This is a genomic window from Scytonema sp. HK-05, from assembly GCF_963872035.1.
GTDB lineage: Bacteria > Cyanobacteriota > Cyanobacteriia > Cyanobacteriales > Nostocaceae > Kalymmatonema.
Genome location: NZ_CAWMYC010000105.1, coordinates 19,511 through 43,880, shown reverse-complemented (window position 1 = coordinate 43,880; position 24,370 = coordinate 19,511). Strand labels below are relative to the sequence as shown.

The 24,370-nt window shown below is 41.9% G+C and carries 20 protein-coding genes; 15 read left to right on the top strand and 5 right to left on the bottom strand.

Annotation, left to right across the window (positions count from 1 at the left end; genetic code table 11):
* Positions 1-13 precede the first annotated feature (13 nt).
* Complete coding sequence (locus tag AACT52_RS19475) at positions 14-532, top strand: phosphoribosyltransferase (protein ID WP_073632940.1); 519 nt, start codon at positions 14-16, stop codon at positions 530-532.
* 120 nt (positions 533-652) lie between these two features.
* Positions 653-1,210, top strand: a complete 558-nt coding sequence (locus AACT52_RS19470) for a Uma2 family endonuclease (protein WP_073632939.1) — start codon at positions 653-655, stop codon at positions 1,208-1,210.
* A 2-nt stretch (positions 1,211-1,212) separates the two neighbouring features.
* Here the strand turns inward: AACT52_RS19470 and AACT52_RS19465 are convergent, their stop codons facing one another.
* A complete protein-coding gene (locus tag AACT52_RS19465; RefSeq protein ID WP_073632938.1) occupies positions 1,213-2,130 on the bottom strand; it encodes an AEC family transporter in 918 nt (305 codons plus the stop codon).
* Positions 2,131-2,231: 101 nt separating this feature from the next.
* Here AACT52_RS19465 and AACT52_RS19460 point away from each other — a divergent pair, with 101 nt between their 5' ends.
* Complete coding sequence (locus AACT52_RS19460) at positions 2,232-3,056, top strand: M15 family metallopeptidase (RefSeq protein WP_073632937.1); 825 nt, start codon at positions 2,232-2,234, stop codon at positions 3,054-3,056.
* Between the two features lie 129 nt (positions 3,057-3,185).
* Here the strand turns inward: AACT52_RS19460 and mrdA (AACT52_RS19455) are convergent, their stop codons facing one another.
* Both mrdA (AACT52_RS19455) and mrdA (AACT52_RS19450) read right to left on the bottom strand, forming a co-directional pair.
* Positions 3,186-5,048, bottom strand: a complete 1,863-nt coding sequence (gene mrdA / locus AACT52_RS19455) for a penicillin-binding protein 2 (protein WP_073632936.1) — start codon at positions 5,046-5,048, stop codon at positions 3,186-3,188.
* 781 nt (positions 5,049-5,829) lie between these two features.
* Positions 5,830-7,683, bottom strand: a complete 1,854-nt coding sequence (gene mrdA / locus AACT52_RS19450) for a penicillin-binding protein 2 (RefSeq protein ID WP_073632935.1) — start codon at positions 7,681-7,683, stop codon at positions 5,830-5,832.
* Between the two features lie 218 nt (positions 7,684-7,901).
* Here mrdA (AACT52_RS19450) and AACT52_RS19445 point away from each other — a divergent pair, with 218 nt between their 5' ends.
* Together AACT52_RS19445 and AACT52_RS19440 are read left to right on the top strand one after the other, a co-directional pair.
* Positions 7,902-9,032, top strand: coding sequence for an ABC transporter ATP-binding protein (locus tag AACT52_RS19445; protein WP_073632934.1), 1,131 nt, complete (start codon positions 7,902-7,904; stop codon positions 9,030-9,032).
* Between the two features lie 173 nt (positions 9,033-9,205).
* Positions 9,206-10,291: a polyamine ABC transporter substrate-binding protein gene (locus AACT52_RS19440; RefSeq protein WP_073632933.1), complete on the top strand. Its 1,086-nt coding sequence runs from the start codon at positions 9,206-9,208 to the stop codon at positions 10,289-10,291.
* Positions 10,292-10,334: 43 nt separating this feature from the next.
* Here the strand turns inward: AACT52_RS19440 and AACT52_RS19435 are convergent, their stop codons facing one another.
* Positions 10,335-10,778 carry a hypothetical protein gene (locus tag AACT52_RS19435; protein ID WP_073632932.1) on the bottom strand — a complete coding sequence of 148 codons (444 nt, stop codon included), beginning with the start codon at positions 10,776-10,778 and terminating at the stop codon, positions 10,335-10,337.
* Between the two features lie 253 nt (positions 10,779-11,031).
* Positions 11,032-14,073: a valine--tRNA ligase gene (locus AACT52_RS19430; RefSeq protein WP_073632931.1), complete on the bottom strand. Its 3,042-nt coding sequence runs from the start codon at positions 14,071-14,073 to the stop codon at positions 11,032-11,034.
* Between the two features lie 62 nt (positions 14,074-14,135).
* Between AACT52_RS19430 and AACT52_RS19425 the strand changes: the two genes are divergently transcribed.
* The 10 genes from AACT52_RS19425 (at position 14,136) to AACT52_RS19380 (ending at position 24,285) form a co-directional block, all read left to right on the top strand.
* On the top strand, positions 14,136-14,558 hold the full coding sequence (locus tag AACT52_RS19425) for a GxxExxY protein (RefSeq protein ID WP_073632930.1): 423 nt from the start codon (positions 14,136-14,138) through the stop codon (positions 14,556-14,558).
* Positions 14,559-14,686: 128 nt separating this feature from the next.
* Positions 14,687-14,986, top strand: a complete 300-nt coding sequence (locus AACT52_RS19420; protein WP_143172825.1) for a hypothetical protein — start codon at positions 14,687-14,689, stop codon at positions 14,984-14,986.
* A 12-nt stretch (positions 14,987-14,998) separates the two neighbouring features.
* The gene (locus tag AACT52_RS19415) at positions 14,999-16,264 is read left to right on the top strand and encodes a glutathionylspermidine synthase family protein (protein ID WP_233154004.1); all 1,266 of its coding nucleotides are present in this window, start codon (positions 14,999-15,001) and stop codon (positions 16,262-16,264) included.
* A gap of 21 nt (positions 16,265-16,285) precedes the next feature.
* Positions 16,286-17,560: an MFS transporter gene (locus tag AACT52_RS19410; protein ID WP_073632929.1), complete on the top strand. Its 1,275-nt coding sequence runs from the start codon at positions 16,286-16,288 to the stop codon at positions 17,558-17,560.
* Positions 17,561-17,674: 114 nt separating this feature from the next.
* A complete protein-coding gene (locus AACT52_RS19405; protein ID WP_073632928.1) occupies positions 17,675-18,685 on the top strand; it encodes an N-acetylglucosamine kinase in 1,011 nt (336 codons plus the stop codon).
* A 194-nt stretch (positions 18,686-18,879) separates the two neighbouring features.
* Positions 18,880-19,905, top strand: coding sequence for a GNAT family N-acetyltransferase (locus tag AACT52_RS19400; RefSeq protein ID WP_233154003.1), 1,026 nt, complete (start codon positions 18,880-18,882; stop codon positions 19,903-19,905).
* A 66-nt stretch (positions 19,906-19,971) separates the two neighbouring features.
* On the top strand, positions 19,972-20,886 hold the full coding sequence (locus tag AACT52_RS19395; protein ID WP_233154002.1) for a hypothetical protein: 915 nt from the start codon (positions 19,972-19,974) through the stop codon (positions 20,884-20,886).
* Between the two features lie 107 nt (positions 20,887-20,993).
* Complete coding sequence (locus tag AACT52_RS19390; protein ID WP_233154001.1) at positions 20,994-21,485, top strand: ASCH domain-containing protein; 492 nt, start codon at positions 20,994-20,996, stop codon at positions 21,483-21,485.
* A gap of 233 nt (positions 21,486-21,718) precedes the next feature.
* The gene (locus AACT52_RS19385) at positions 21,719-23,095 is read left to right on the top strand and encodes an McrB family protein (protein WP_233154000.1); all 1,377 of its coding nucleotides are present in this window, start codon (positions 21,719-21,721) and stop codon (positions 23,093-23,095) included.
* Entirely contained in the window at positions 23,092-24,285 is a 1,194-nt protein-coding gene (locus tag AACT52_RS19380; protein WP_073632927.1) for an McrC family protein, read from the top strand. Before AACT52_RS19385 ends, AACT52_RS19380 begins: the two co-directional genes overlap by 4 nt.
* The last annotated feature ends 85 nt before the right edge of the window (positions 24,286-24,370 follow it).

Sequence of the window (24,370 nt, the reverse complement as noted above, 5' to 3'; positions counted from 1 at the left end):
AATTAAGTTCCCTATGCCAGACCTTTACGTTTCTTGGTCAGATTATCACCAAAAAATTGAACAACTGGCTGCTCAAATTTATGAATCCGGCTGGAAATTCAACCAGATTGTTTGTCTTGCTAGAGGGGGGCTGCGAGTGGGAGATATCCTCTCACGTATTTATAAGCAGCCTTTGGCGATTTTGGCAACATCATCATACAGTGGCTCTGGCAAGCAAGAACGAGGCAGTTTAACATTTTCTCGTCACCTGACAATGACCACTGAAAATTTAGGTTCGCACATTCTTTTAGTGGATGACTTAGTAGACTCTGGGGTTACACTCAAGGAAACTATCCCTTGGCTAAAACAATACAGTGATTCTCCTGTTGAGGAAATTCGTACTGCTGTTATCTGGTACAAAGCTTGTTCGGTTATAGCACCTGATTACTACGTTGATTATTTGCTTGACAATCCCTGGATACATCAGCCTTTTGAACCTTACGAATTAATGAGTCCTGAGGGTCTTGTGGCAAAGGTGAGTCAGTTGTGTTAATGGGAAGTGGGAAGATGGGGAGGTGAGGAGGTGTTACTAGATAGCCAAAACTCTGACTAAATCGAATATTCTTTAGGTGCCACTAGGCGCTAAGTAAATAGCAATGGGAAAATAAGGCAAATGGTTCCAGTCAAAACTCAACTGACGCTACAAGAATTCCTTGCACTGCCACAAGACGATATTAGCTATGAATTAGTCGATGGAGAAGCTCAACCAAAGATGTCTCCTAAAAGATTCCATTCTAGACTCACAGGCGCACTTTATATCCTGTTGACTCAGTGGTGCCAAAATCGCGGTGAAGTAGGCATTGAGTGGGCGGTGACTCTTAAGCGCAATGGTCGAGACTGGGTACCCGTACCAGATCTACTCTATATTTCCTATTCTCGCCTGCCAAGCGATCGCCTCTTTGATGAAGCTTGCCCAATTCCTCCAGAATTAGCCATCGAAATAATTTCTCCAGAGCAAACTTTTGGAGAAATGAGCGAAAAAGCTACAGATTACCTGAATGCAGGTGTAATGAGGGTCTGGGTAATTGATAGTAAAGCTAAAACTATCACTATTTTTTATCCTGATGCTCCACCGCAGACAAAAAGAGGAGAGGCGAGTCTAGCCGATCCGCTTTTTGAAGGGCTTCAACTCACACCTGCGTCAATTTTTCAACAAGCAGGAATTCCCTAAAATCAAAATAGCCACAACCAAATCGGCAGAGTCACCAGCAATACCATCGATCCCACAGCCAATGTAGTGACTGCAAGGTCGCGATCAAGATTGAAGGCTTCCGCAAGAACCAGTGTGGCAAAAGCTGGAGGCATCGCCATTTGCAGTACAATCGCTCGTGCTGTTGTCCCAGTTAAACCAAAAAGTGGTATAATGCTACCCATAATCAGGGGGACGAGTAGCATTTTGATGCCTATGCTAACGCTTGCCCTTGGTAAGCTCTGCCACGAAGTGAGTTTGCTCAGTCGCATCCCAATTAACACCAAAGATAAGGCTACCCCACTCCAAGCAATTTGCTCTAGCCCAAATTCAACTGGTGCAGGGATTTTTACCTGTCGAAATAGCAAGCCAAACCCAAAGCTCCATAGGGCAGGATTGATGATAATTGCTTTAAAAACTTGTAAATGACTATGAATACCACCCCCATAACGAGCCGCTAGAGCAACACCTAGTCCATAAGCCCCCAGTGTTGTTCCGAGTAAATCATAAAACAGCGCCCAGGCAAAGTATTGTGTACCAACTATTGACAGGGTAACGGGATAGCCAATATAACCTGTGTTGCCCACCATTGCCGCTAAGATAAAACTGCCCTGAGTCGATTTGTGAGGTACAGTGTTTGTCAGATGAGCCTGCGCTTTTATTCCTACCCAAGCGAAAACTGCGCCTAGTAAAATGGCTAAGTGGGCGATCGCTGCTGCAATCCAAATTTGTCCTGATAAGTCAGCTTTGCGTAAAAAAGCCACAATACTTATCGGTACTCCTACCCAGAATAAAAACTGCCCTAAACGGGTAGGAACTATAGCAGGTAGTTTGCGTCCCAAAGTGTATCCTACTAGGACGGGGAACACTAACTTGACGTAGAGTTCTAGGAGGTTTGTCAAAATGAAACCTAGGTATGTAGATGCAAAATTTTACCTATTGCGTTTCTTTTTCTCCAGTTTACAATCTGTTATGGATATTGAACAAACGCAGGAGCTGACCTTTGGATAATGCTGGGTTTTCTGAAAAACCGCAAGACACACCATCTACTTCTGGTGAAGATATTCCGGAAGCTTTACGCGATAGTCCTGATGCAGCACCCAAACTAAGCATTCGCCCGTTGATTTTGATCATTGGGGGAGTGGTGGGAGTTGCCTTGATAGCCGTCGTGAGTGGTTTTTTGTTTTTCGTAGTCACACCCAAAAAAACAAAAGATTCTCAGCCTTCCCCTGTTAGTTCAACTCCTGCAACTCCATCAAAAGCGGGTAATTCAGCCACCTCGAAGGAGAATATAGTTTTGGGGCATTTTTCCTACACAGAAGCCCCTGAGTCGGAACTGCAGCCAATTTCTAATGATAGGCGCATCAAAATGCGAAAAGCAGCAGCGCAGAAGTATTTAGAAATGGTAGCAGCAGCACGGAGTGCAGGAGTCATTTTGGTGCCTATTTCCGGTTTTCGCTCTATAAAAGACCAAGAGCAGTTATTTTTTGCCGTTGGTGCCCAGCGGAATCAGACACCAGCACAACGGGCTGCCGTCAGTGCTCCCCCCGGTCACAGTGAACATCATACAGGTTATGCTGTGGATATTGGGGATGGAGCAGCACGAGCAACCGATGTGAATCCAAACTTTGAAAAAACTAAGGCTTATCAATGGCTAGAGGCAAATGCAGCACGTTTCAGCTTTGAGATGTCTTTTCCTAAAAACAATGTTCAAGGTGTGAGTTATGAGCCTTGGCACTGGCGTTTTGTAGGCGATCGCGATAGCTTAGAAACTTTTTACAAAGCTAAAAATTTGAAACCCGCCCAAATCCAATCAACTTCTCAGTAGTTTCTTGCAAAAATAATTTTTATGTGTATAAAACCGCAGATGCACACAGATAATTTATCTGTATTTATCTGCGGTTTCAAATAGCCCTAAATCTGATTTTTCCAAGAAATCTATTCGTAGTTCATGTTATTAGTTTCGCCGCCTGCTTGTTGGACTCTGAGTTTTTGATTCTGAACCTTCAGTACTCGGTTTTTGATACTTGCCTGGATATTTCTTTTGGAAATATTCCTCCATCACTTGTAACACCATTGGGGCAGAAACACTACCGCCACCACCGCCAGAATGTTCAGCAAATCCTACAACCACAATTTCTGGCTTGTCCGCTGGAGCATATGCCCCAAACCATGCGTGGTTTGCTTTCACACGACCCTTCCACGCCTCAGCCGTACCACTTTTACCAGATGCTGGAGGAATCGTTGGCACATTTAGCGCTTTGCCGGTACCTTCAGACACTACCTTCCGCAGTCCGTCACGAAGAACTTTAATTGTGCTTGGCTTCATATTTAAAGATTCGCGCCAGCTTTTTGCTTGTTCATGGTCTTTGAGCAAGTGTGGTTGCACTCTGTAGCCACCATTTGCAGGTACAGAGAACATAACAGCAACTTGGAGTGGTGTCGTTTGCAAAGCGCCTTGACCAATGGACATATTAATGGAGTCGCCTACAGTCCAAGGCATTTTCCAGACTCTCTGCTTCCATGCTTCATCTGGAACATTACCTTTCGTTTCTTCATTTGCAAACTCAATGCCGGTTTTGTTGCCAAATCCATACTTGCGAGTCCATTCTATCAAGGTGGGACCACCGACTCTCCTGCCAACTTGGTAGAAGAAGGTATCGCTACTCCAAGCCAACGCTCCTGCAAATCCCAACGGACCAAATCCAGAGTGGTTCCACTCACCGAAAGTCACCCCGCCTACGGTGAGAGAACCGTAGGTTTGCAGCACTGTGTTAGGAGAAAATTTACCTGATTCCAGTCCAGCACTCGCAGTAACGATTTTAAAAGTACTGGCGGGTGGATAGGCGCTGCTGACAGCACGATTAAGCAAAGGATGGTTTTCACCTTGTACGCTTTGCCAATCTTTTGTGGACAGTCTTCGCTTGGAGAAGATATTCGGGTCAAAGGTGGGGTGAGACACCATTCCTAAGACACCACCGTTATTTGGGTCGAGTGCAACGATAACGCCGTTGCGTCCATTCAAAGCTTTCTCTGCTGCCTTTTGCACATTCAAATCTATTGTGAGGCGAATATCATTACCTGCTGTTGCCTGTTTTTCTCCTAACACTCGAATTGGGCGGCCCTTGCCATCCACTTCTACCTGCTGACCGCCCCATTCGCCTCGCAACAGCTTTTCATACCCTTTTTCTACCCCCATCTGACCAATGACATCTCCCAGTCGGTAGCCTTCTTGTTTCTTTTGTTTCAACTGTTTTGGGGTCAGTTCTCGGGTATAACCGAGTACATGAGCTAACTCCTTGCCGTGTGGGTAGTAACGTACAGCTTCTGTATGGATTTCTACGTCTTTAAGTTCGTTAGCGTACTCTTTCAATGCTGTGATTTCCGCTTCGTTGAGGTCGCGAGCCATCCGCACCAGAGAAGAGTTGTAACCTGCCTCCTCTAATTTCTTTTCCATCTCCTCTACAGGGATGTTGAGAATTTGCGACAGGCGCGGACCGACAACTTCCTGCCATGATGGTTTCGTGTGTGCCATTGGCCATAAGTACACAGAACGCGGATAGCGAGTTGTGGCTAACAATTTCCCATTGCGGTCAAAAATGTTACCTCTTTCTGGTTGTTTGGGAATCGTCCGAATCCGGTTTGCCTGTGCTCGTTCCCTGAGTTTATCTCCTTCCACAATTTGCAAATACACCAGACGACCGCCAATAGCAGTTGTCATTAATAGGGTAAATATGATTAAGAATAAAGGCTGGAAACCCCGCCCTACAGTGCGTGTATCTTTTTTTCTAGCTAGTTGAGGTGGTTGCAGTAAGGTCATATCACAAATAGCGATTCAGAAAATAGCATTATATGTATACAATTAGGCTAACTTTCTACCCGGATTTCAAGGAAAACAATTCGGTTAGCCTAGCTTTTTTGATGATTTTTACTATCTAGCATAAACTAAATTGTTTTCCTTAGTTGGCTTCAAAAAGCCGATTAATGTTTAGCATTATTCAAAGGAAATTACTAATTTTATTGAGAATAATGTCAATTTATCAAATCCTATCTAAGGACATGCTTAATTATGAGTAAATTAATACTATTTTTAGAATCAGTACCACTAATATGAGTTGCTAGTTCCACCTATTGTTTTCTGAGTTTTCCCTGAGAAATATTGGATAAATTTATTACTTTTTAAAGCAACAACTCTAAGGCGGCATAAAGCCTGCCTACGCAATATTATTTAGATTTACAGTTACAGATCTAACTTGTCATCCTGAGGGAAACGCAGGAAAGTGTAGACGCTACGGACACTTTCCAAGTGCGGCACGGCAGTTGCACCGACTCGGAGATAAGCCCCGCATGAAAGTGTCCCCCGCAGGGCAGTGAGACAAGGCAAAGCGTGCGGCAGGCATACGCTTAGGCTATCCGCAAGGCTTACGACATAGGGTTCCTGTGCTGCGCCGTAGGCATAGGGCTTCAAGGGAGAGTAGAAAAGCGTAGGATCATGAAAGTTCTACACTCCGTGCTCCCACAATGACAAATTTGAACAGAACTTGGTATTTACAGAGTCTATGCAGGTGGACTTTGTTCCTGTGGTTGCACAACTTTTTGTTTCAATCCCCAGTCCTAGTTCCTGAGTTTTTTGTCTTGGCTTGTGATTCCTCAGGCTCAGGTTTTTTATACTTGCCTGGATACTGCTTGTGAAAATACTCTTCTAGGACTTGTAAGACCATCGGTCCGCAAAGGCTACCACCATGCTCACCAGAGTTTTCACCAAACGCCACAACCACAATTTCCGGCTTATCGGCGGGAGCATATGCCCCAAACCAAGTGTGATTTGGACGACCAACACCAGCTTCCGCAGTGCCACTCTTACCTGCTGCTGGGGGAATTGTTGGCACGCTCAATCGCTTACCAGTACCATCTGTGACCACTTGACGCAATCCTTCACGGAGAACTTTAATGGTGCTTGGCTTCATATTTAGCGATGAGCGCCAGCTTTTTGCTTGTTCATTATCTTTAAGCAAGTGTGGTTGCACTCTGTAGCCACCGTTAGCGGGGACAGAGAACATGATAGCAGCTTGTAGTGGTGTGACTTGCAGAGCGCCTTGACCAATGGACATATTTATGGTGTCGCCAACAGTCCAAGGTATTTTCCAGACTCTCTGCTTCCATGCTTCATCTGGAACATTACCTTTTGATTCTTCATCAGCAAACTCAATGCCGGTTTTTTGACCAAATCCATACTTGCGAGTCCATTCTATCAAGGTAGGACCGCCCACTCCCCTGCCAATTTGATAGAAGAAGGTATCGCTACTCATGGCGATCGCACCCGCAAATCCCAACGGACCAAATCCAGCATGGTTCCACTCACCAAAAGTTACCCCGCCAACTGTGAGAGAACCGAAAGTTTGCAGCACTGTGCTGGGAGAAAATTTACCCGATTCCAGTCCAGCGGTTGTAGTGACTATTTTGAAAGTACTGGCGGGTGGAAAGGCGCTGAGGGCGCGATTGACTAGGGGATGGTCTTTACTTTGTAAGTCTTGCCAGTCCTTCTGGGTAAGTTTTTGCTTAGAGAAGATATTCGGCTCAAAGACAGGATGAGACACTATTGCTAAGACCGCACCGTTATTTGGATCGAGTGCAACAATAGCGCCTTTGCGAAGTGTCAAAGCTTTTTCGGCTGCCTTTTGCACATCCAAATCTATTGTTAAGTGAATATCATTACCTGCTTTTGCCTGTTTTTCTCCTAACACTCGAATCGGGCGACCCTTACTATCCACTTCTACTTGTTGACCACCCCATTCGCCGCGCAACAGCTGCTCATACGCTTTTTCCACCCCCATTTGACCGATGACATCTCCAAGGCGGTAGCCTTGCTTCTTCTTTTCTTTTAACTGTTCGGGCGTCAGTTCTCGCGTATAACCCAGTACATGTGCTAGCTCTTTTCCGTGAGGGTAGTAGCGCACTGCTTCCGTATGAATTTCCATACCAGAAAGTTCACTTTCATACTCCTTTAATCCTGTGACTTGCGCTTCGTTGAGGTCGCGGGCAATCCGTACGAGTGAAGTGGAGTTGGGACCTGCTTGTTCAAGTTTCTTTTCAATTTCCTGTTGAGGTATATCTAGAATTTGCGACAGGCGTGGACCGACAACTGACCACGAGCGCTTGGTATGTGCCATCGGCCACAAGTACACAGAACGCGGATAGCGAGTTGTGGCTAACAGTTTGCCCTTGCGGTCAAAAATGTTGCCTCTTTCTGGCTGTTTAAGAATCGTCCGAATCCGGTTTGCCTGTGCTCGTTCCTTGAATTTATGTCCTTCAAGAATTTGCAAATATGCTAGACGAGCGTTAATGCCAACCATCATCAACAAGGTAAATACAATAAAAAATACACACTGGTAGCTACATCCGACTGTACGTATATCTTTCTTTTTACCAAGCTGAGGTGGTTTCAATGTAGCCATAAACAATATCCAATTTCAAGATAGTGATTTATTCGTATAAAATAAATTTATTTTTCTGCCTAGATTGAGCGTTGAGTTCATCTATGCAGTATATTTTCTGCTGTAAATTGTTGAATTCTTTTTGTGGATAGAATAAACAAAAGTGTAACTTGTCGTTCGCCTAATCGACTACATTAAATAACACAAACACTGAAGATAACAGGATCTAATAAAGGATTATGCCTCAAATTTTGACCCAGAATCAGGGGGAGAGGGTGGCTTTTGAGTCGCTGGATGTTGAACTGCATAATGTTTTCAAGTTTTTTAACCAATACCCTGCTGTACATGGAGTAGATTTAGATGTCAAGCACGGGGAATTCTTCAGTATCCTAGGTCCGTCGGGCTGTGGCAAGACAACCATGCTACGTTTAATTGCAGGGTTTGAAACAGCTGACGCTGGTAAGGTGGTGATTCAAGGTGAGTCTATGACAAATGTTCCTCCTTATCGCCGACCTGTCAATACAGTATTTCAAAGCTATGCTTTGTTTAATCACTTGAATGTTTGGGATAACGTTGCGTTTGGACTGCAGCTAAAAAAATTACGTAAAGCAGAAATTCAAAGCAGAGTTAAAGAAGCGCTCGAACTGGTAAAAATGGAAGGGTTGCGATCGCGCGTTCCTAGTCAACTTTCTGGCGGTCAACAACAAAGGGTAGCATTGGCACGGGCGTTAGTCAACCGCCCCGCAGTGTTGCTACTAGATGAACCTCTTGGGGCGCTAGATTTAAAACTGCGTAAAGAAATGCAGGTTGAACTCGCGAATTTACATACAGAAGTCGGGTTAACTTTTATCATGGTGACTCATGACCAAGAAGAAGCATTGTCCTTGTCAGATCGCATTGCAGTGATGAATCAAGGCAAAATTGAGCAAATAGGCAGCCCGAGCCAAATTTACGAACAACCCCGGACAGTATTTGTAGCCGATTTTATTGGTGATACCAATTTATTTGAAGGTGAAATAGCAGGTGTAGACGCTTCCAGTGTCAGAATTTTGACAAAAGCACGACTCTCAATTGTCGTCACCCGCCAGCAAGACACACCAACGGAAATATCGCAACCAGTAGTCGTTAGTGTGCGCCCAGAAAAAATTCAGCTTTCGCTTTATAAACCCAGTTTGCAAACGAACTGTTTTGAAGGACGGCTAATCAACATCATGTATCTAGGCACTCACGTTAATTATATTGTGCAATTGACAAACGGCTTACGCATCACTGTTTTGCAGCCCAATACTTTTGGTAATCTACCAAGCCGTGAAACGCCTATATATGCATGGTGGGCGGAAACTGATTGTCTGGCTTTAGTTAAAATTTAAAAGTGACTTCTTTACCACCTAAAGATTTCTTATGAAAAAACTACATATATAGTAATTTACCGCAGATTTGTGAGAATTGAAAGCCACAGATCTCCGACTTCGTAAAAGTTGTCAGGGATCTTGTTTCTCACAAATAATTACACATTTAGTAAGGTTATTTAATTGGGCATGATATGACTCACAGACGGCAATTTTTAAAAGGTGTAGCTGCGCTTTCTAGCTTGTCTTTAGCAAGTTGTGGCTGGAGACTTGGGGATGTGCGAGGTTATTCTGCAACTAAAGGTCCTCGTGACCAACTTTATATTTATACTTGGGAGCAATATACAGATAAAGAATTATTTAAAACTTTTAACGCCCAAACAGGGATTAAAGCGCTTGCGGATGTGTTTGACTCTAATGAAACCATGTTGAGTAAGTTCCAAGCTGGGGGTGGAGGTGCTTATAGTGTTATTTACCCAAGCGACTATATGGTGCGGAAGATGGTGAACTTGGGGTTGTTAACAGAATTGAATCATGAGCGTTTAATTGGTTTAAATAATCTATTTCCACGGTTTCAAAATCCTATCTATGATCCTAATAATCGCCACAGTTTACCTTTTAGTTGGGGAACAACGGGTTTTATTTATAATTGTGAAAAGCTAGAAACTCCGCCAGAAGATTGGAACTATCTTTGGCAGAATCAAGAACAACTTTCCAAGCGGATGACGTTGATGAATGATGTCCGAGAAGTGATGGGCGCAGTGTTGCGGATGCTTGGTTACTCTTACAATTCAAAAGACGAAAACCAAATCAAACAAGCTTATGAAAAATTGAAGGTTTTGAAACCTGAATTAGCAGCTTTTACGACAGATGCTTGGCGCAATCAAATTTTGGCAGGAGATTTATTGTTAGCAATGTGTTACTCATCAGATGCTGTAAAAATCTCTAAAGAAAACCCTAAATTAAAATATGTGATTCCCAAAAGTGGTTCCTCATTATGGACTGATGCAATAGTCATTCCTAAAACAGCGCCAAATATTGAGGGAGCTTACGCTTTGATGAATTTAATTTTACGACCAGAAGTGGCAGCCGAAACAAGTCAGCGCCTCAGTCTTTCTACACCCAACCGTGCTGCGTTTGAGCAATTGCCAAAGAAAGTGCAAAATAATTCCAGCTTATTCCCCCCAGAGTCGATTCTCAGTAAGTGTGAACGTATCGCTCCTTTGGGGCAAATAGAAGAAGTTTACGAACGTTATTGGACTGAATTAACAAGTGGGTAGAATAGAGAATATTTCAGGAATTCTAAGGCTTAAAATTCAAAATCTAAGATCCACCGCTCCCCTCTTTTTGAACACCGTTTTTCTCGCGTTTTAGACTTTCTTCGAGGGCTTGAATTTGTTCTCTACGTGCTTCCAATTCTAATGAACGACGTGCTAAATCTTGGTTTTGCAATGTTAAGTTTTGTCGCCACTGTTCTGCTCGCTCTGCTTCCTGCTGTAAGAATTCCGGACTAATACCAGTCGTCAGGTAAGCTTTCACCAAATTCAGCACCCAATTAGTGGCGTCTTCCAGTCTTTCTATATCGCCTGTTGGAGAAAGTTTTACTAAAACGAGCAAGTTCTCAGTTAAAGTGTTGCCTTTTCCCAGAAGAATAAAAGCTTCTTCTGGAATGATTGCCCATATATTTTCAGCTTCTTCACGTGCTAATAATCTCAACTGTAGCTGATCTAAAAAATCGTTTTTGTGCACTTGAGCTAGATATAGCATAGAAATTTTAATGGTTAAAAATAGACATTTAATTTATAAAGATATAGCGGTTCGGGAGTTGAGTGTAATACATCAAGAAATAAGGACCACAGATGGACACAGATGGACACAGATAAATAATTACTTCATCCAAACGAGAAGCGCTATAGTGGGGATCAGTTAGTTGTTAGTTGTTAATGGTACTTTTTTAATAACTGAATGTATAGACGCGCCAGAGCGCGTCTTTACAACCAACAACTAAAATTCCTTAAAGCTATGCTAACCTAAGCAGGCGATCGCGCAAAATTTCTGCTTGTTTCTCAGCCTCTGCTAAGGCATTCCGCGCTCCTTCTACCACATCTGGTCGTGCTTGCTGCACAAAATTAGGATTACTTAACCTAGCGCTTAGAGCTTTCATTTCGCCTTCTACCTTGCTCAGGCGTTTTTCGATTTTGGCACGCAACGCATCAATATCCACCACGCCAGCAAGGGGAAGTACCACTTGCACCGTACCAACAACGTCAGCGATCGCTTTTTCTGGTTCTTGTGGTTGTTGTGTTTCTGCTTGGAGTTGATTTTCATCAGCCGTTGGTGGAAACAACTGCTTCCAGAACTTTTGTCTAGCTTCAGCAAACACTAAATTTTGGACAACGAACCAACTTGAATAACCAAAACCGATTACTTTAAATAAAGTCCCGATTAAGGGAATATCATCAACAGCATCGGCTACCGCTAGACCCACTTTAAACAAATAAATGATGCCAATGACTAATACTATCTTTGTCCAAGTGAATCCGGATTTTTGACCAACAAAAGTTTCTTTCTTTTGCTCAGCAGCGATAGTTAAATTCTCAACCTTTGCCAAATCTTTAATATAAGGCTGTCCAGCAGTGAGAATTTGCTGTTCTTTATCGCTTCCGGTTTGCAAATTCACCGTGACTTTTACCCCAGGTTTAACATCCGCTTCTGCTCGCAAATTGCGAATTGTGCGAATTGTCCCAAACAGCAGTTCAAATTGTTCCTCCAAAATAGAGTCAATTAAGTTTTGCTGAGTCTCAGGGTAAGGTTGTAAAGATAAACTTTGCTTAGAATTCTCCCCTTGTTGAGTGAGAGTGTGCCAAATTTCCTCGGTAATATGAGGCATGAAAGGATGAAGTAATTTCAAAATTCCTTCCAGCACATAAGCGAGGGTTTGTTGGGCTACGCGACGAGACGTGGGTTCAGAATCTTTTTGCAGGCGAGATTTAACAAGTTCAATGTACCAGTCGCAGAAATCACCCCAGATAAAGTCGTAGAGCCCCTTCGCTGCTTCCCCTAGTCCGTATTTGTCGATGTCATTGTTGGTTTGTTTAACAACTTGGTGGTAGCGGGAAAGAATCCAGCGATCGCTTAACTCTAACCCCCCCTCTCTGCTTAGCGGAGAGGGGGTTGGGGGGTGAGGTTCTCCCAGTTGTTGCGGCGTTTGCCCGTCCAAATTCATCATCACAAACCGCGCCGCATTCCACAACTTATTAGCAAAGTTGCGAGATGCTTCCACCGATGGTGATTCATCCTTCTTGCGATCGTAATCCAACCGGATGTCTTGACCCGCGCCAGCCACTTCCTTAATCAGCGTGTAGCGCAGCGCATCAGTACCATATTTGGCAATTAGTAACAACGGGTCAACGCCATTACCAGCAGACTTGGACATCTTCTTACCATTCTCATCCAGCACCAAGCCGTGAATGTAAACATCTTTGAAAGGTATCTGTCCTGTAAAATGCCCCGCCATCATTGCCATTCTGGCAACCCAGAAAAAGATGATATCAAAGCCTGTTACCAGAGTGCTGGTAGGATAGTAAGTTGTCAAATCTTGGGTTTGCTCAGGCCAACCCAAAGTAGAAAAGGGCCAGAGTCCGGAAGAAAACCAGGTATCCAGCACATCTGCGTCTTGTTCTATCTTGACATTATCCCCAAATTGTGCTTTTAATTTCTCCCGTGCTTCTGCTTCCGACTTCGCCACCACAAACGGCGTATTGTCGGCGATTTCTCCCCCTGTTTCACTCACAGCGTACCAAGCAGGGATTTGGTGTCCCCACCAGAGTTGACGAGAGATACACCAATCTTTCAGCTTTACCAACCAGTCACGATAGACCTTTGTCCAGCGTTGGGGGACAAACTGTGGAGAATTTTTCTGGTCGAGGAACTCTAGCGCCCTATCTGCTAACGGACGAATTTTAACAAACCACTGAGTCGAGAGGAGAGGTTCAACGGGGACTTTACCGCGTTCACTGTATGGAACAGTATGCTTATAATCCTCCACCTTCACCAGAAACCCATCAGTCTCTAGACGAGAAACCACATTTTTTCTGGCGTCAAAACGGTCTTGTCCTTGGAAGGAACCAGCATTTTCGTTCAAGGTGCCGTCCTTATTCATAATATTGATAAACGGCAGATTGTGCCGCTGACCCATTTCAAAATCATTCAGGTCATGTGCCGGAGTCACCTTCACGCAACCCGTTCCAAAAGTGGGGTCAACCAACTCATCAGCAATAATGGGAATTTCCCGATTCATAATTGGCAGAGTCAGTGTTTTTCCGATCAGATGCTTGTAGCGCTCATCATTAGGATTCACCGCCACCGCAGTATCGCCCAGCATTGTTTCGGGTCGGGTTGTCGCCACCTCCACAAAACCAGAACCATCCGTGAGGGGATAGCGGAAGTGCCAAAGATTACCATCTACCTCTTTCGAGTCCACTTCCAAATCGGATACCGCTGATTGTGACTCTGGACACCAGTTCACCAGATACTTACCGCGATAAATCAGCCCTTCTTCGTAGAGGCGGAAAAACGCTTCCAAAACAGCTTTGGTTAAACCCTCATCTAAGGTAAAGCGTTCCCGTGTCCAGTCTACCGATACACCCAAGCGCCGCAATTGACCAACAATCGTTCCCTTAGATTTTGCCTTCCATTCCCAAGCGCGTTCTAAGAATTTCTCGCGTCCCAAATCATAGCGAGTTTTCCCCTCTGCCTTGAGTTGCTTTTCCAGAACCGTTTGTACGGCAATGCTGGCGTGGTCAGTTCCGGGTAAATAGAGGGCGTTATATCCCTTCATCCGGTGGTAGCGCACGAGAGTGTCAATCAGCGTATTGTCGAAGGCGTGTCCCATATGCAAGCTGCCGGTAACGTTGGGCGGCGGAATAACGATGCAGTAAGATTCGCCGCCTTTGTTGGCATCAGCTTTGTAAATTTGGTTTTCTTCCCAAAATGTTTGCCACTTGGCTTCAGTGGAGAAGGGTTCGTAAAGACTGGGGAGGTTGGTGTTTATTGCGGTCATGCTGGGAAAACTAAGTGTGGAAGGACTTTTATAAATTTTGCCACAGGGTTGAGGAGTGTTTTATGGAAATGAACCGCCAAGACGCCAAGAACGCCAAGAAAAGAGAGCCAAGTGAGGAGGTGGATAGATTCGCGTATGCTGTGATTGGTGCGGCGATTGAGGTGCATCGGGTTCTGGGACCTGGATTTTTGGAGTCGGTTTATCACCAGGCTTTAAAGCTGGAATTTCAGATGCGGGGAATACCTCACACGTCTAAGCATCGAGTAGCAGTAACCTACAAAGGTTATCAGGTCGGCGAGGGCGAATTAGATTTTCTCGTTGGTGATGTTTTAATCGTTGAATTGAAAGCTGTGGAAAAGTTAGCTCCTATCCACGAAGCTCAAGTCATCTCCTACCTGAAAATGACCAACCACCCCCTCGCCCTCCTCATCAACTTTAACGTTCCTGTACTTAAAGAAGGTATTAAACGTATCATCCTCTCTTAATCTTCTCTTGGCGCTCTTGGCGTCTTGGCGGTTCATTAATTAAAAAAATCTCGAAATTATTTTTTTACTCGTGTAGTCATTATTTATCAATTCCAGAGGTAGCATCCACAAGACAAGTACAAAAACTCATGAAACTAAAACCAGGTTTATTCCAACTCAGCGTCATCATAATGACGGTATCCCTACTTGCTTCTTGTACCAGATTTCCAGAAACAAGTCAGTCAAATTGTGATCATCCACAAACGGCACAACAACCCTATAACTGTGATAACTCTGGTAGTCATGGTAGTAGTCGAGTTCACCATGGAGGTTCTGGATATAGATTCGGTAGTTCCAGCCACAATGATGGTAGCTCAAGCCGTTCCCCATCTAGGGTAGGTCGCGGTGGTTTTGGCAGTTTCGGTCGCGGTGGTCATGCGGGTGGTTAGGAAAGTCAAGCAATGAATATGGATATTTTCAATAGTCCTCAACGCGATCGCCTATTTCGGTCGATGAAAATGGGGTGGTACAATGTTTGTCCCATTGAGGAAGGAACAGGCATCCCTCTGACTGACCAAGAAGTTCCATATGCACTTTATCACTGCCGTAAAGTTTCGCCACAGATGATAAAAGAAATCAAGCAAGCATCTGAATTAGTCGGTAGTGTCTTAATGCAAGCTTGGTCAGTTATCCGCACTCTTGATGAGGAAACACTACTTTACTACGGCTTTCCTAAAGATTCCATCAAAATAGTAAAGTATGACCCTCTCCCACCATTTTGTATGCGTCTTGATTGGTGCTGGAACGAAGAAACTGGAGTCAAAAAGGTTATAGAAACAAATCCACAAACTCCTAGTTTTTGGTTTGAGTGTACTGAAGGAAATGGCAAAGTTGCTCAACACTTCGGTTTCAAACAACCAGATTATAACGCTCAAACTATCTTAAGTTTAACACTTAATCAGCATATACAACGAGCAGCAGAGTGCCTAAAGAAACCAATTAACAATTGTAGAGTTGCTTTTACTGCTTTGAATAATGCTGAAGATTTAGGCACTATGCGATGGTTAAGCAGCCATTTTCATCATAAAAGTGCTGTTTTCCCTTTGGAGTTTCTTCGTGTCAAAGATGGTAAATATTTATTTGATTATAGAACGGGACAGCCAATAGATATATTATTTATGTGGTATCCAGTTGAATGGGCAATCCATGATACTGATGAAAATGGTAAAAAGTTATGGTCTGCACTAGAGCAACTTATTTTAGAGAAGAAAGTTGTCATTGTTAACTTTGGTTCTGCCTTTGCACTGCAACCAAAAAGCATATTTGCCTTAATTACAGATTTAGGGCTGGACTTTTTTAGTCCTAAAGACGCTGATATTATTTTTAATTATTTCCCAAAAACGTCATTGACTGCATCTGACTTAGGAAATTCATACTTTGCTAAACCTATTTTAGGAAGAGAAGGTGAAGGAGGATTTGCTGTCAAGTCAGGAGAAATAGTTCTTCGTAGTCATAGTAATGACTCGTGGTATACAGAACAAGATTATGTGTATCAAGAGTTATTAGAGTTTCCCCAAGTAGAAATTGCGGGATCTATGACTGCGGTTTGGGGAGCATGGCTTTATAACAATGGAAATGACCAGTTTGTCTCTGGAGGTGTAGGAACGCGTGTTTCTGAGGGGCAAATTACAGATAACATTTCATATTGGTGTCCAATTGGGTGTTAGAAAAGGAAACAAACCAAATTCATGAAAAATCAAACAGTGTCCCGTTCCCCTTGGACTTTCATCCCCACCCTGTATTTTGCCTCTGGCGTTCCTTACGTCATCATCAATAATGTTTCTACAGTTTTTTACAAAAAGCTAGGGGTAAATAATACTCAAATCGCCTTGTGGACAAGTCTTCTCTATCTTCCCTGGATAATTAAGATGTTTTGGGGACCAATTGTCGATATTTATTCAACTAAAAGAAGATGGATACTTGCTACTCAATTTGCTATATTCTGTTGTTTCGGTTTAGTAGCCTTTTCTTTACAAGTCCCAAATTTCTTTTTCATTTCCCTAGCTGCATTAACCATCGGGGCATTTATTTCCGCTACTTATGATATTGCTACTGACGGCTTTTATCTGTTGGCTTTAAATCCAGCGCAGCAAGCTTTCTTTGTTGGTATTCGTTCGCTTTTTTATAGACTTGCTGTTATCTTTGGTTCAGGAATTTTAGTAGTTGTAGCGGGGTTCCTTGAAGTATATTTTAACAACATTGCTTTAAGCTGGACTTTCGCTATTGGCTTTTCTGCTTTAATTTTAGCGATACTTTTTATTTTCCACGCTTTTATTTTACCTCTTCCTGAATCAGACACTCAACGTCAACCACAAGGAGCAACAGAGAAGATTCCTTATTGGAATGTCATTAGCTCATATTTTCAACAAGAAAAGATAGGAGCAGTTTTAGCATTTATATTGCTGTACAGATTTGGCGAAGCAATGCTTGTCAAATTAACCTCGTTATTCTTATTAGATAAACCAGAATTAGGAGGATTGGGGCTATCAACATCAGAGGTTGGTTTAGTCTACGGTACATTTGGAGTTATTTCCTTAATTGTAGGAGGAATTTTAGGAGGCTTTGTGATTTCCAAATATGGGTTGAGAAAGTGCCTTTTTCCTATGGCTTTGGCATTAAATTTACCTGATATTTTTTATGTATACATGGCTTCTGCTAAACCTTCGCTTACATTAGTTTATCCTCTGGTTTCCTTAGAGCAATTTGGATATGGTTTTGGGTTCACAGCTTTTAGTGTTTATTTAATGTACATTTCCCAAGGAGAATACAAAACTTCTCATTTTGCTATTTCCACTGGCATTATGGCATTAGGCATGATGCTGCCTGGATTAATTAGCGGTTATATTCAAGAAAAACTAGGATATCCAGTATTCTTCATCTTAGTATGTTTACTAACTATCCCTGGTATGATAACTTTATTTTTTCTTCCTTTCAAAGAAGAGAATAAGCGTCAAACAAGTTAAGCTATAAATTGCAACCGCAGATAAACACAAATGTACACTGATAGAAAAGAAAATTATCTGCGTCCATCTACTTCGGCGTCCATCTGCGGTTCAAAATCCAAAATCCAAAATAGTATGAGCTACGTTTTAGGAATTGATGGCGGTGGAAGCAAGACAGTTTGTATCTTGATGAATGATACAGGTAAAGTGCTAGGTCGTGCTGAAGCAGGGGCATCTAATTATCAGAGTATAGCCACACAAGCAGCGCTAAAGTCAATTGAATCTGCAATTTATGCTGCTGCAGTTGAGGCGCTAAAGTTTACAGATAATATTAATATTGAAGCGATTTGCTTGGGGTTAGCAGGTGTAGGTCGTCCCGAAGATATCGAAGTCGTAAAAGGTATAGTGCAAAATTTACAAAATAGCAGTTTGCTTCCTATAACTTGGCAATTACCAGCATCTCATATCGTCATTTGTAATGATGCTTTGATTGCTTTGGTTGGCGGAGTTGGTTATCCTGTTGGAATTGTGGTTGCAGCAGGTACTGGTTCTATAGTTTTTGGGCGAAATCAGAATGGAGATACCAAGCGAGTTGGCGGTTGGGGCTATATTTTAGGAGATGAAGGAAGCGCCTATAAAATTGCTGTAGCTGGTATGCAAGCAGCATTAAAAGCTTATGATGGACGCGAGATGTCAACAAATCTTGTAGAGGAATTCAAACAGCATCTCGGTCTTACAACTATAGAAAATTTAATAGAAGTTATATATCGGCGAGGATGGGGTGTTAAAGAAATAGCTGCTTTGGCACCTATAGTTGATAACGCCGCTACTTATGGAGATAAAGTAGCTCATATAATTATTGATGATGCTGTAAAAGAGTTGATAAAAGCAACTGCTACAGTTATTGATGCAATTTTTAGTAATAGCGAACGTTTTGAGGTCGTTACAACGGGAAGTGTGTGGCAAGGAAAATCGAGGATTCGTGAGACGTTTGCTGCATCTATTTTCACCTTGTTTCCTTCAGCAAAAGTGATTTTCCCTCGACATGAACCTGCTTATGGTGCTGGTTTGTTGGCGTTGCAGAGGTTGGCGGGGAAGGGGAGTTTAACGAACCGCAGAGGCACAGAGGACGCAGAGGGGAGTTAAGAGAGTAAACATCTTGCAAAATTCGATAAACGCCCTCAGACTGGAAGTCTGAAGCTACACAAATAAAGCCTGCCTACGCAGGCTAAATACACGCTCAGTCCTTGTCTTGTGAACTTAGTTTTTATAGCAGCGACTTCTATTCGTCAAGTACTTTTGCAAGAATCTTAATCATTTAGTTAAGGAGGTATGAAAAATTGACAGAACAAATATATCTGAAAAAAGAAGTAATTAACAATAAATCCCCACATTTGCCAACCGTAATAGAACTAGGGCGTCGTAATCGTGCAACGCTTGGTTTTTTACCTAAAGGCGCTTTTGAGGAACGTGCTGCAAAAGACGAGATACTTGGAGCTATTGATCCTGAAAAGGGGTGCATTGGCTATTTGTTGTATCGGCGTTCCTATGATTGGATTACCATTGTTCATCTTTGCGTCGATTCATCATATCGAGGTAAGGGGGTGGCGAAACTACTGGTTGATTACCTTAAACAAAGAACCCAAGAAAAATATAGTGGGATTGGCTTAAGGTGTCGTCGTGATTATGGGTTAGAAAAAATGTGGTCTAGTTTAGGTTTTGTTCCCCAATATGAGAAAGCGGGAAGGAGCAAGGATGGAAAGCTGCTTACGTTTTGGTGGTTTGATCATGGTCATCCAAATCTATTTTCTGCTGCTCATGTGCAGAAACTTGAGTCAAAACTTTGTGTAGTTATTGATGTCAATATCTTTTTTGATTTATCTGCAGATGAAGGTATTGATAGTGAAGAATCAAAATTCCTGTTGGCTGATTGGCTAGCTCCGGAATTAGAGTTATGCATAACTGATGAAATATTTAACCACATAAATATTATTAGTGATGACTCTGAAAGAAAACGTCAACGCGAATTTGCAAATACTTTTACCTGTTTGCGCCCCCCAAGTCAAACGTTAGATAAGCTATTGGAATCTTTAAGAGAATTTTTACAGAAAAAAAGTATATTGATGCCGGAACTAGAGTTGCATCATTTAGCTAGAGGTATTGCCTCAGATTCTCACGTCTTCGTAACTAGAGAACAGGAATTATTAGATATCGCAGATGAAATTTATGAAATTTTTAGAATGTTAATTATTCGTTCTAGTGACCTGCTTATTCAACTAGACGAACTTCGTCGAAAACCTGACTATCAGCCTGTAAGATTGGCTGGTACTCGACTGGAGCAAGTACCAGTTCAAAGCGCACAATAATATTTATTAAAAAATGATTTTCCTTGTGTCAAACAGGGTGAAACTAAAGCTGAATTTCAGCAGAAGTTGCGGCGGTTTCTTGCTGAACCAGAAAAATTTGAGTGTTCTGTCATTCTTGAAAAAGAAAATCTACCTCTTGCTTTAGTGGTGTATGGTAAACATAAAAGCTATGAACTAGAAATTCCGATACTAAGGATTGGAGACAATCCTCTATCAGCCACACTTGCACGCCACCTGATTTTTAAATCAGTATTACATTCTGCTCGTGAACGTCGGCAATTTACAAGAATCACTGACTCTTACTTAGAAGAAACCGTTATTAAGGCTATTCAAGAAGATGCTTTTGTCCGAGTAAATAATGGATGGCTCAAAGTGAACTTAGCAATTGCTGAAACTGCATCTCAGCTATCAACACGTCTCACTAGCCTAGCCTCTATGGGATCAGAATACAAATTTTGCCAGCAAGTCGCCGCTAGTCTTAATACAGAAACTTTAATCACAGATGTTCAAGCATCAGCAGATATTGAACACTTTCTTTTCCCAGCCAAAATTATTGATGCTGAAATTCCTACGTTTATCATTCCCATTCAAGCTAGATGGGCAAAGGATTTATTCGATGAAGAATTAGCTAACCAAACGCTATTTGGAGCCAAACCTGAACTTGCTTTCAACCGTGAAGCTGTCTATTATAGATCAGTTAAAAACTCTAGAGGATTAAAAGCCCCATGCCGAATTTTATGGTATGTCAGTGGAACACAAACGGAAGGTAAAGGTAAAGGATTCAGCGGAGTAGAAGCAATTCGAGCCTGTTCTCGTCTTGATGAAGTCATAATTGCTAAACCTAAGGAGCTTTATCAACGTTTCCAACGATTAGGGGTGTATACATTAAGTGATATTTTAAAGATAAATACAGATAAAGATGGAAATATTATGGCTCTTCGTTTTAGCGATATAGAGTTATTCAGTTCACCTGTCACCTGAAAGAAAGTTCAAGAACTATCATCTTTAAATTTCTTACTGGCATCACCTAATAAAATTCCTAAAAATCTATTTAATAAAGTGTATAATTTAGGTGTATTTAATGAAATATGAACGGTATAAAAATGCCTAGTAATATCCTGCTACTATCAATACGTCCTAAATATGCAAAAAAAATATTTGAGGGTAATAAGAAAGTAGAACTGCGGCGGGTTCGTACTCGATTAGATAAGGGTGACTTAGTGCTAGTCTATGCTTCGTCTCCTCAAAAGGCTTTAATAGGCTCCTTTGAAGTAGATCGTATTTTGGAAATTCCTATTCAAAAATTCCCGGAAGATCTTAATAAAATCTGGAATAAAGTCAGTAAAAAAGCGGAAATAAGCCGCCAAGAATTTGATATTTATTATGCAGGTGCTTCTTTATGTGTATGTATATTTTTAAAAAATGTTCAGCTTTTACCTACCCCTATAAATTTAACACGTTTAAGAGAGGAATTTTCTGACTTTAGACCACCACAAAGTTATCATTACCTAACAGAAAATGAATTTAAAATGATTAAGTATATAGCACAAAATAATACTTGTAGTGTTTCTGATTATTAAATAGATTACTTATAAATAACAAATAATTTACAGTATACGATTACATAATGTTAGCGGAAAAGAAAGCTGAATTTGCGAGGCTGTTTCAGGAATTTTTAAACTAATATCCCTACACACCAGTTGGGCTACGTCATACAGCAGCCTATGAAGAGCAGCGTCAGCAGGGGAAGAGGAACTTTGAAGCGATCGCAGCAGCAGCAGACTCTGGAGAAGACGTAATAGAGTTAATACTGTTGCAACTACTACCTTACCCAGAGACCACCAAAAATCGTCAAAGGGGCGCTTGGATTCATATTAGTTCATCTGTCACCAAAGACATAAAAGAATGTTTTGAGACAATGTGGATAAAGCCGGAAGAGTGGCAGTACATTGCTTTGGCGATTTTGAATTTTGTCCGTCGCTGCAATGATGATCCAAAGCAGTTGTCAGCAGCTTGTGTGAACTTTTTACAACTGCCTTATGCCCAATATTTACAAATAGGAACAATCACGCCTATCCTCAACGCACTGCAACCAGAGGAATTTCTATTGAGTAATAACCAATTTATACAAGTTATTAACTATTTTGCAAATACAGCTTATACGGAAAAACTAACTGATTATCCTATATTGAATCTTACTGGAAAAAAGCTAATTGCACAATTTTCCCAGCAGATGCACCAATCAGGTGTGCCAGCTTTGAGAGACGATGACTTGTTCGATATGTTCTCTAACTGGCTAGTAGGTGTTAAAAAGTATGATTTTACTTGCAAGGATAACCCACGATTTAAAGAAGTGGAATCGCAACTAGAATATACCTTAGCTGAATGCGCTGAAAAAATCGGCTTCAATGAAGCAGAACTAGAACGCTGGATACGCGCAATTAATCGCAAAAAACAAGCAATATTATACGGCTCGCCTGGCACAGGAAAAACATTCATTGCAGAAAAACTTGCTCAACACTTAATCGGCGGCGGTAATGGCTTTTCTGAACTGGTGCAATTTCACCCAGCATACTCTTATGAAGACTTCATTCAAGGCATCCGTCCCCAAAGTGAACATGGAAAATTAACATATCCGCTGGTTCCAGGTCGTTTTGTACAATTCTGTAAAGAGGCAGAAAATCGTCAAGGTATTTGCGTTTTAATAATTGACGAAATCAACCGTGCAAATTTAGCTCAAGTTTTTGGTGAATTAATGTATTTGTTGGAGTACCGCGACAAAGAAATTCCCCTCGCTGGCGGTAACAGGTTTCACATTCCCGCCAACGTTCGTATCATTGGCACGATGAACACAGCAGATAGATCAATTGCTTTAGTAGATTATGCACTACGCCGCCGCTTCGCATTTATTGAACTCCGCCCAAACTACGATGTGTTACGACGGTATCACCAGAAAACAGGTTTGGTGGTAGAGGGGTTGATTCAGACTTTACAGCGCTTGAATCAGACAATCAATGACAAAAACTATGAAATTGGTATTTCATTTTTCTTAACTGATAAACTAACTGAAGATATTGAAGATATCTGGTGTATGGAAATTGAGCCTTATTTAGAAGAATACTTCTTTAACCAGCTAGAAAAAGTAAATGAGTTTCGCTGGGAGAAAGTCAAGCAACAGTTATCACTATGAAGTCAGGACAACCAAGAATTCTTGAACTGACTGAATATGCAACACAGTCATTTCATTCTGACGAGATACCCGAAGCCGTAGGAATAGAGTTATTTAAAAAATATAAAAACCAACTAAATATAGATTTTCCTACCTATAAAACAGGTAATAAATGGCAACTTAAATCTAATGGATGGGTAGGTTACATTCCTTTAAGCACTCAATTTGCTTTAAAACTCAATCCCAAAGTGCCTATCAAAAACCTTTTTGGAATGCTGGAATATGCATACACTCTAAAGAGTTTCCGCTTTCTGGAAGGGTTGATGGATTGCGAATCTCTAGAGGAATTTTACAGCCATTTGGCTTATGTCTTAGCCCAGCGAATTCTAGAGCGTTGTCGAAAAGGATTATATCGTACATACTTACCTAAAACAGAGCAACTAAGCTATGTACGGGGAAAGTTAGATGTACGACAGGCTATTCAAAACCCCTGGAATATTAAACTTAAATGCCACTATGAAGAACATACGGCTGATATTAAAGAAAACCAAATTCTAGCCTGGACACTTTTTATTATTGGTCGCAGTGGTTTGTGTTCAGAAAGAGTATCTCCAACGGTACGAAAAGCTTATCACGCTTTACAAGGATTAGTAACCCTGCAACCGTGTAGTTCACAATATTGTATCGGGCGACAGTACAACCGCTTGAATGAAGATTATCGATTATTACATAATATCTGCCGATTCTTTTTAGACAACACTGCACCAACTCATGAAAGGGGCGATCGCACAATGCTACCCTTTCTCGTCGATATGGCAAAGCTGTATGAAAGTTTCGTTGCAGAATGGCTGAAGGAAAATGCGCCAAAAGGCTATTTTTTCAAGCAGCAACATCAGGTAGAAATAGGTCAGAATCGACGGTTTTCTATCGACCTACTACTGTGCGATGCTGCTACTGGCGAAACATTAGCAGTGTTAGATACCAAGTATAAAGCTCCTGATAAAGCGGCAGATGCTGACATTCATCAAATGGTAAGCTACGCCACAACTACAAAGTGTAACCAAGCCATTTTGATATACCCAAAACAGCTTACACAGCCTTTGGATGTTAAAAGTGACGACATCCAAATCCGTAGCCTCATCTTTTCCCTAGATGATAACCTTGATAGCGCAGGTCAGACTTTCTTAAAAAACCTCCTCCCCCTCTGTTAAACTTCTTTTTCCTCTGTGTCAACGGACACTTTCCAAGGGCGGGGGGAACCCCCCTCCGGGTTCACCAGTCGCCTGCGGAGGGAAA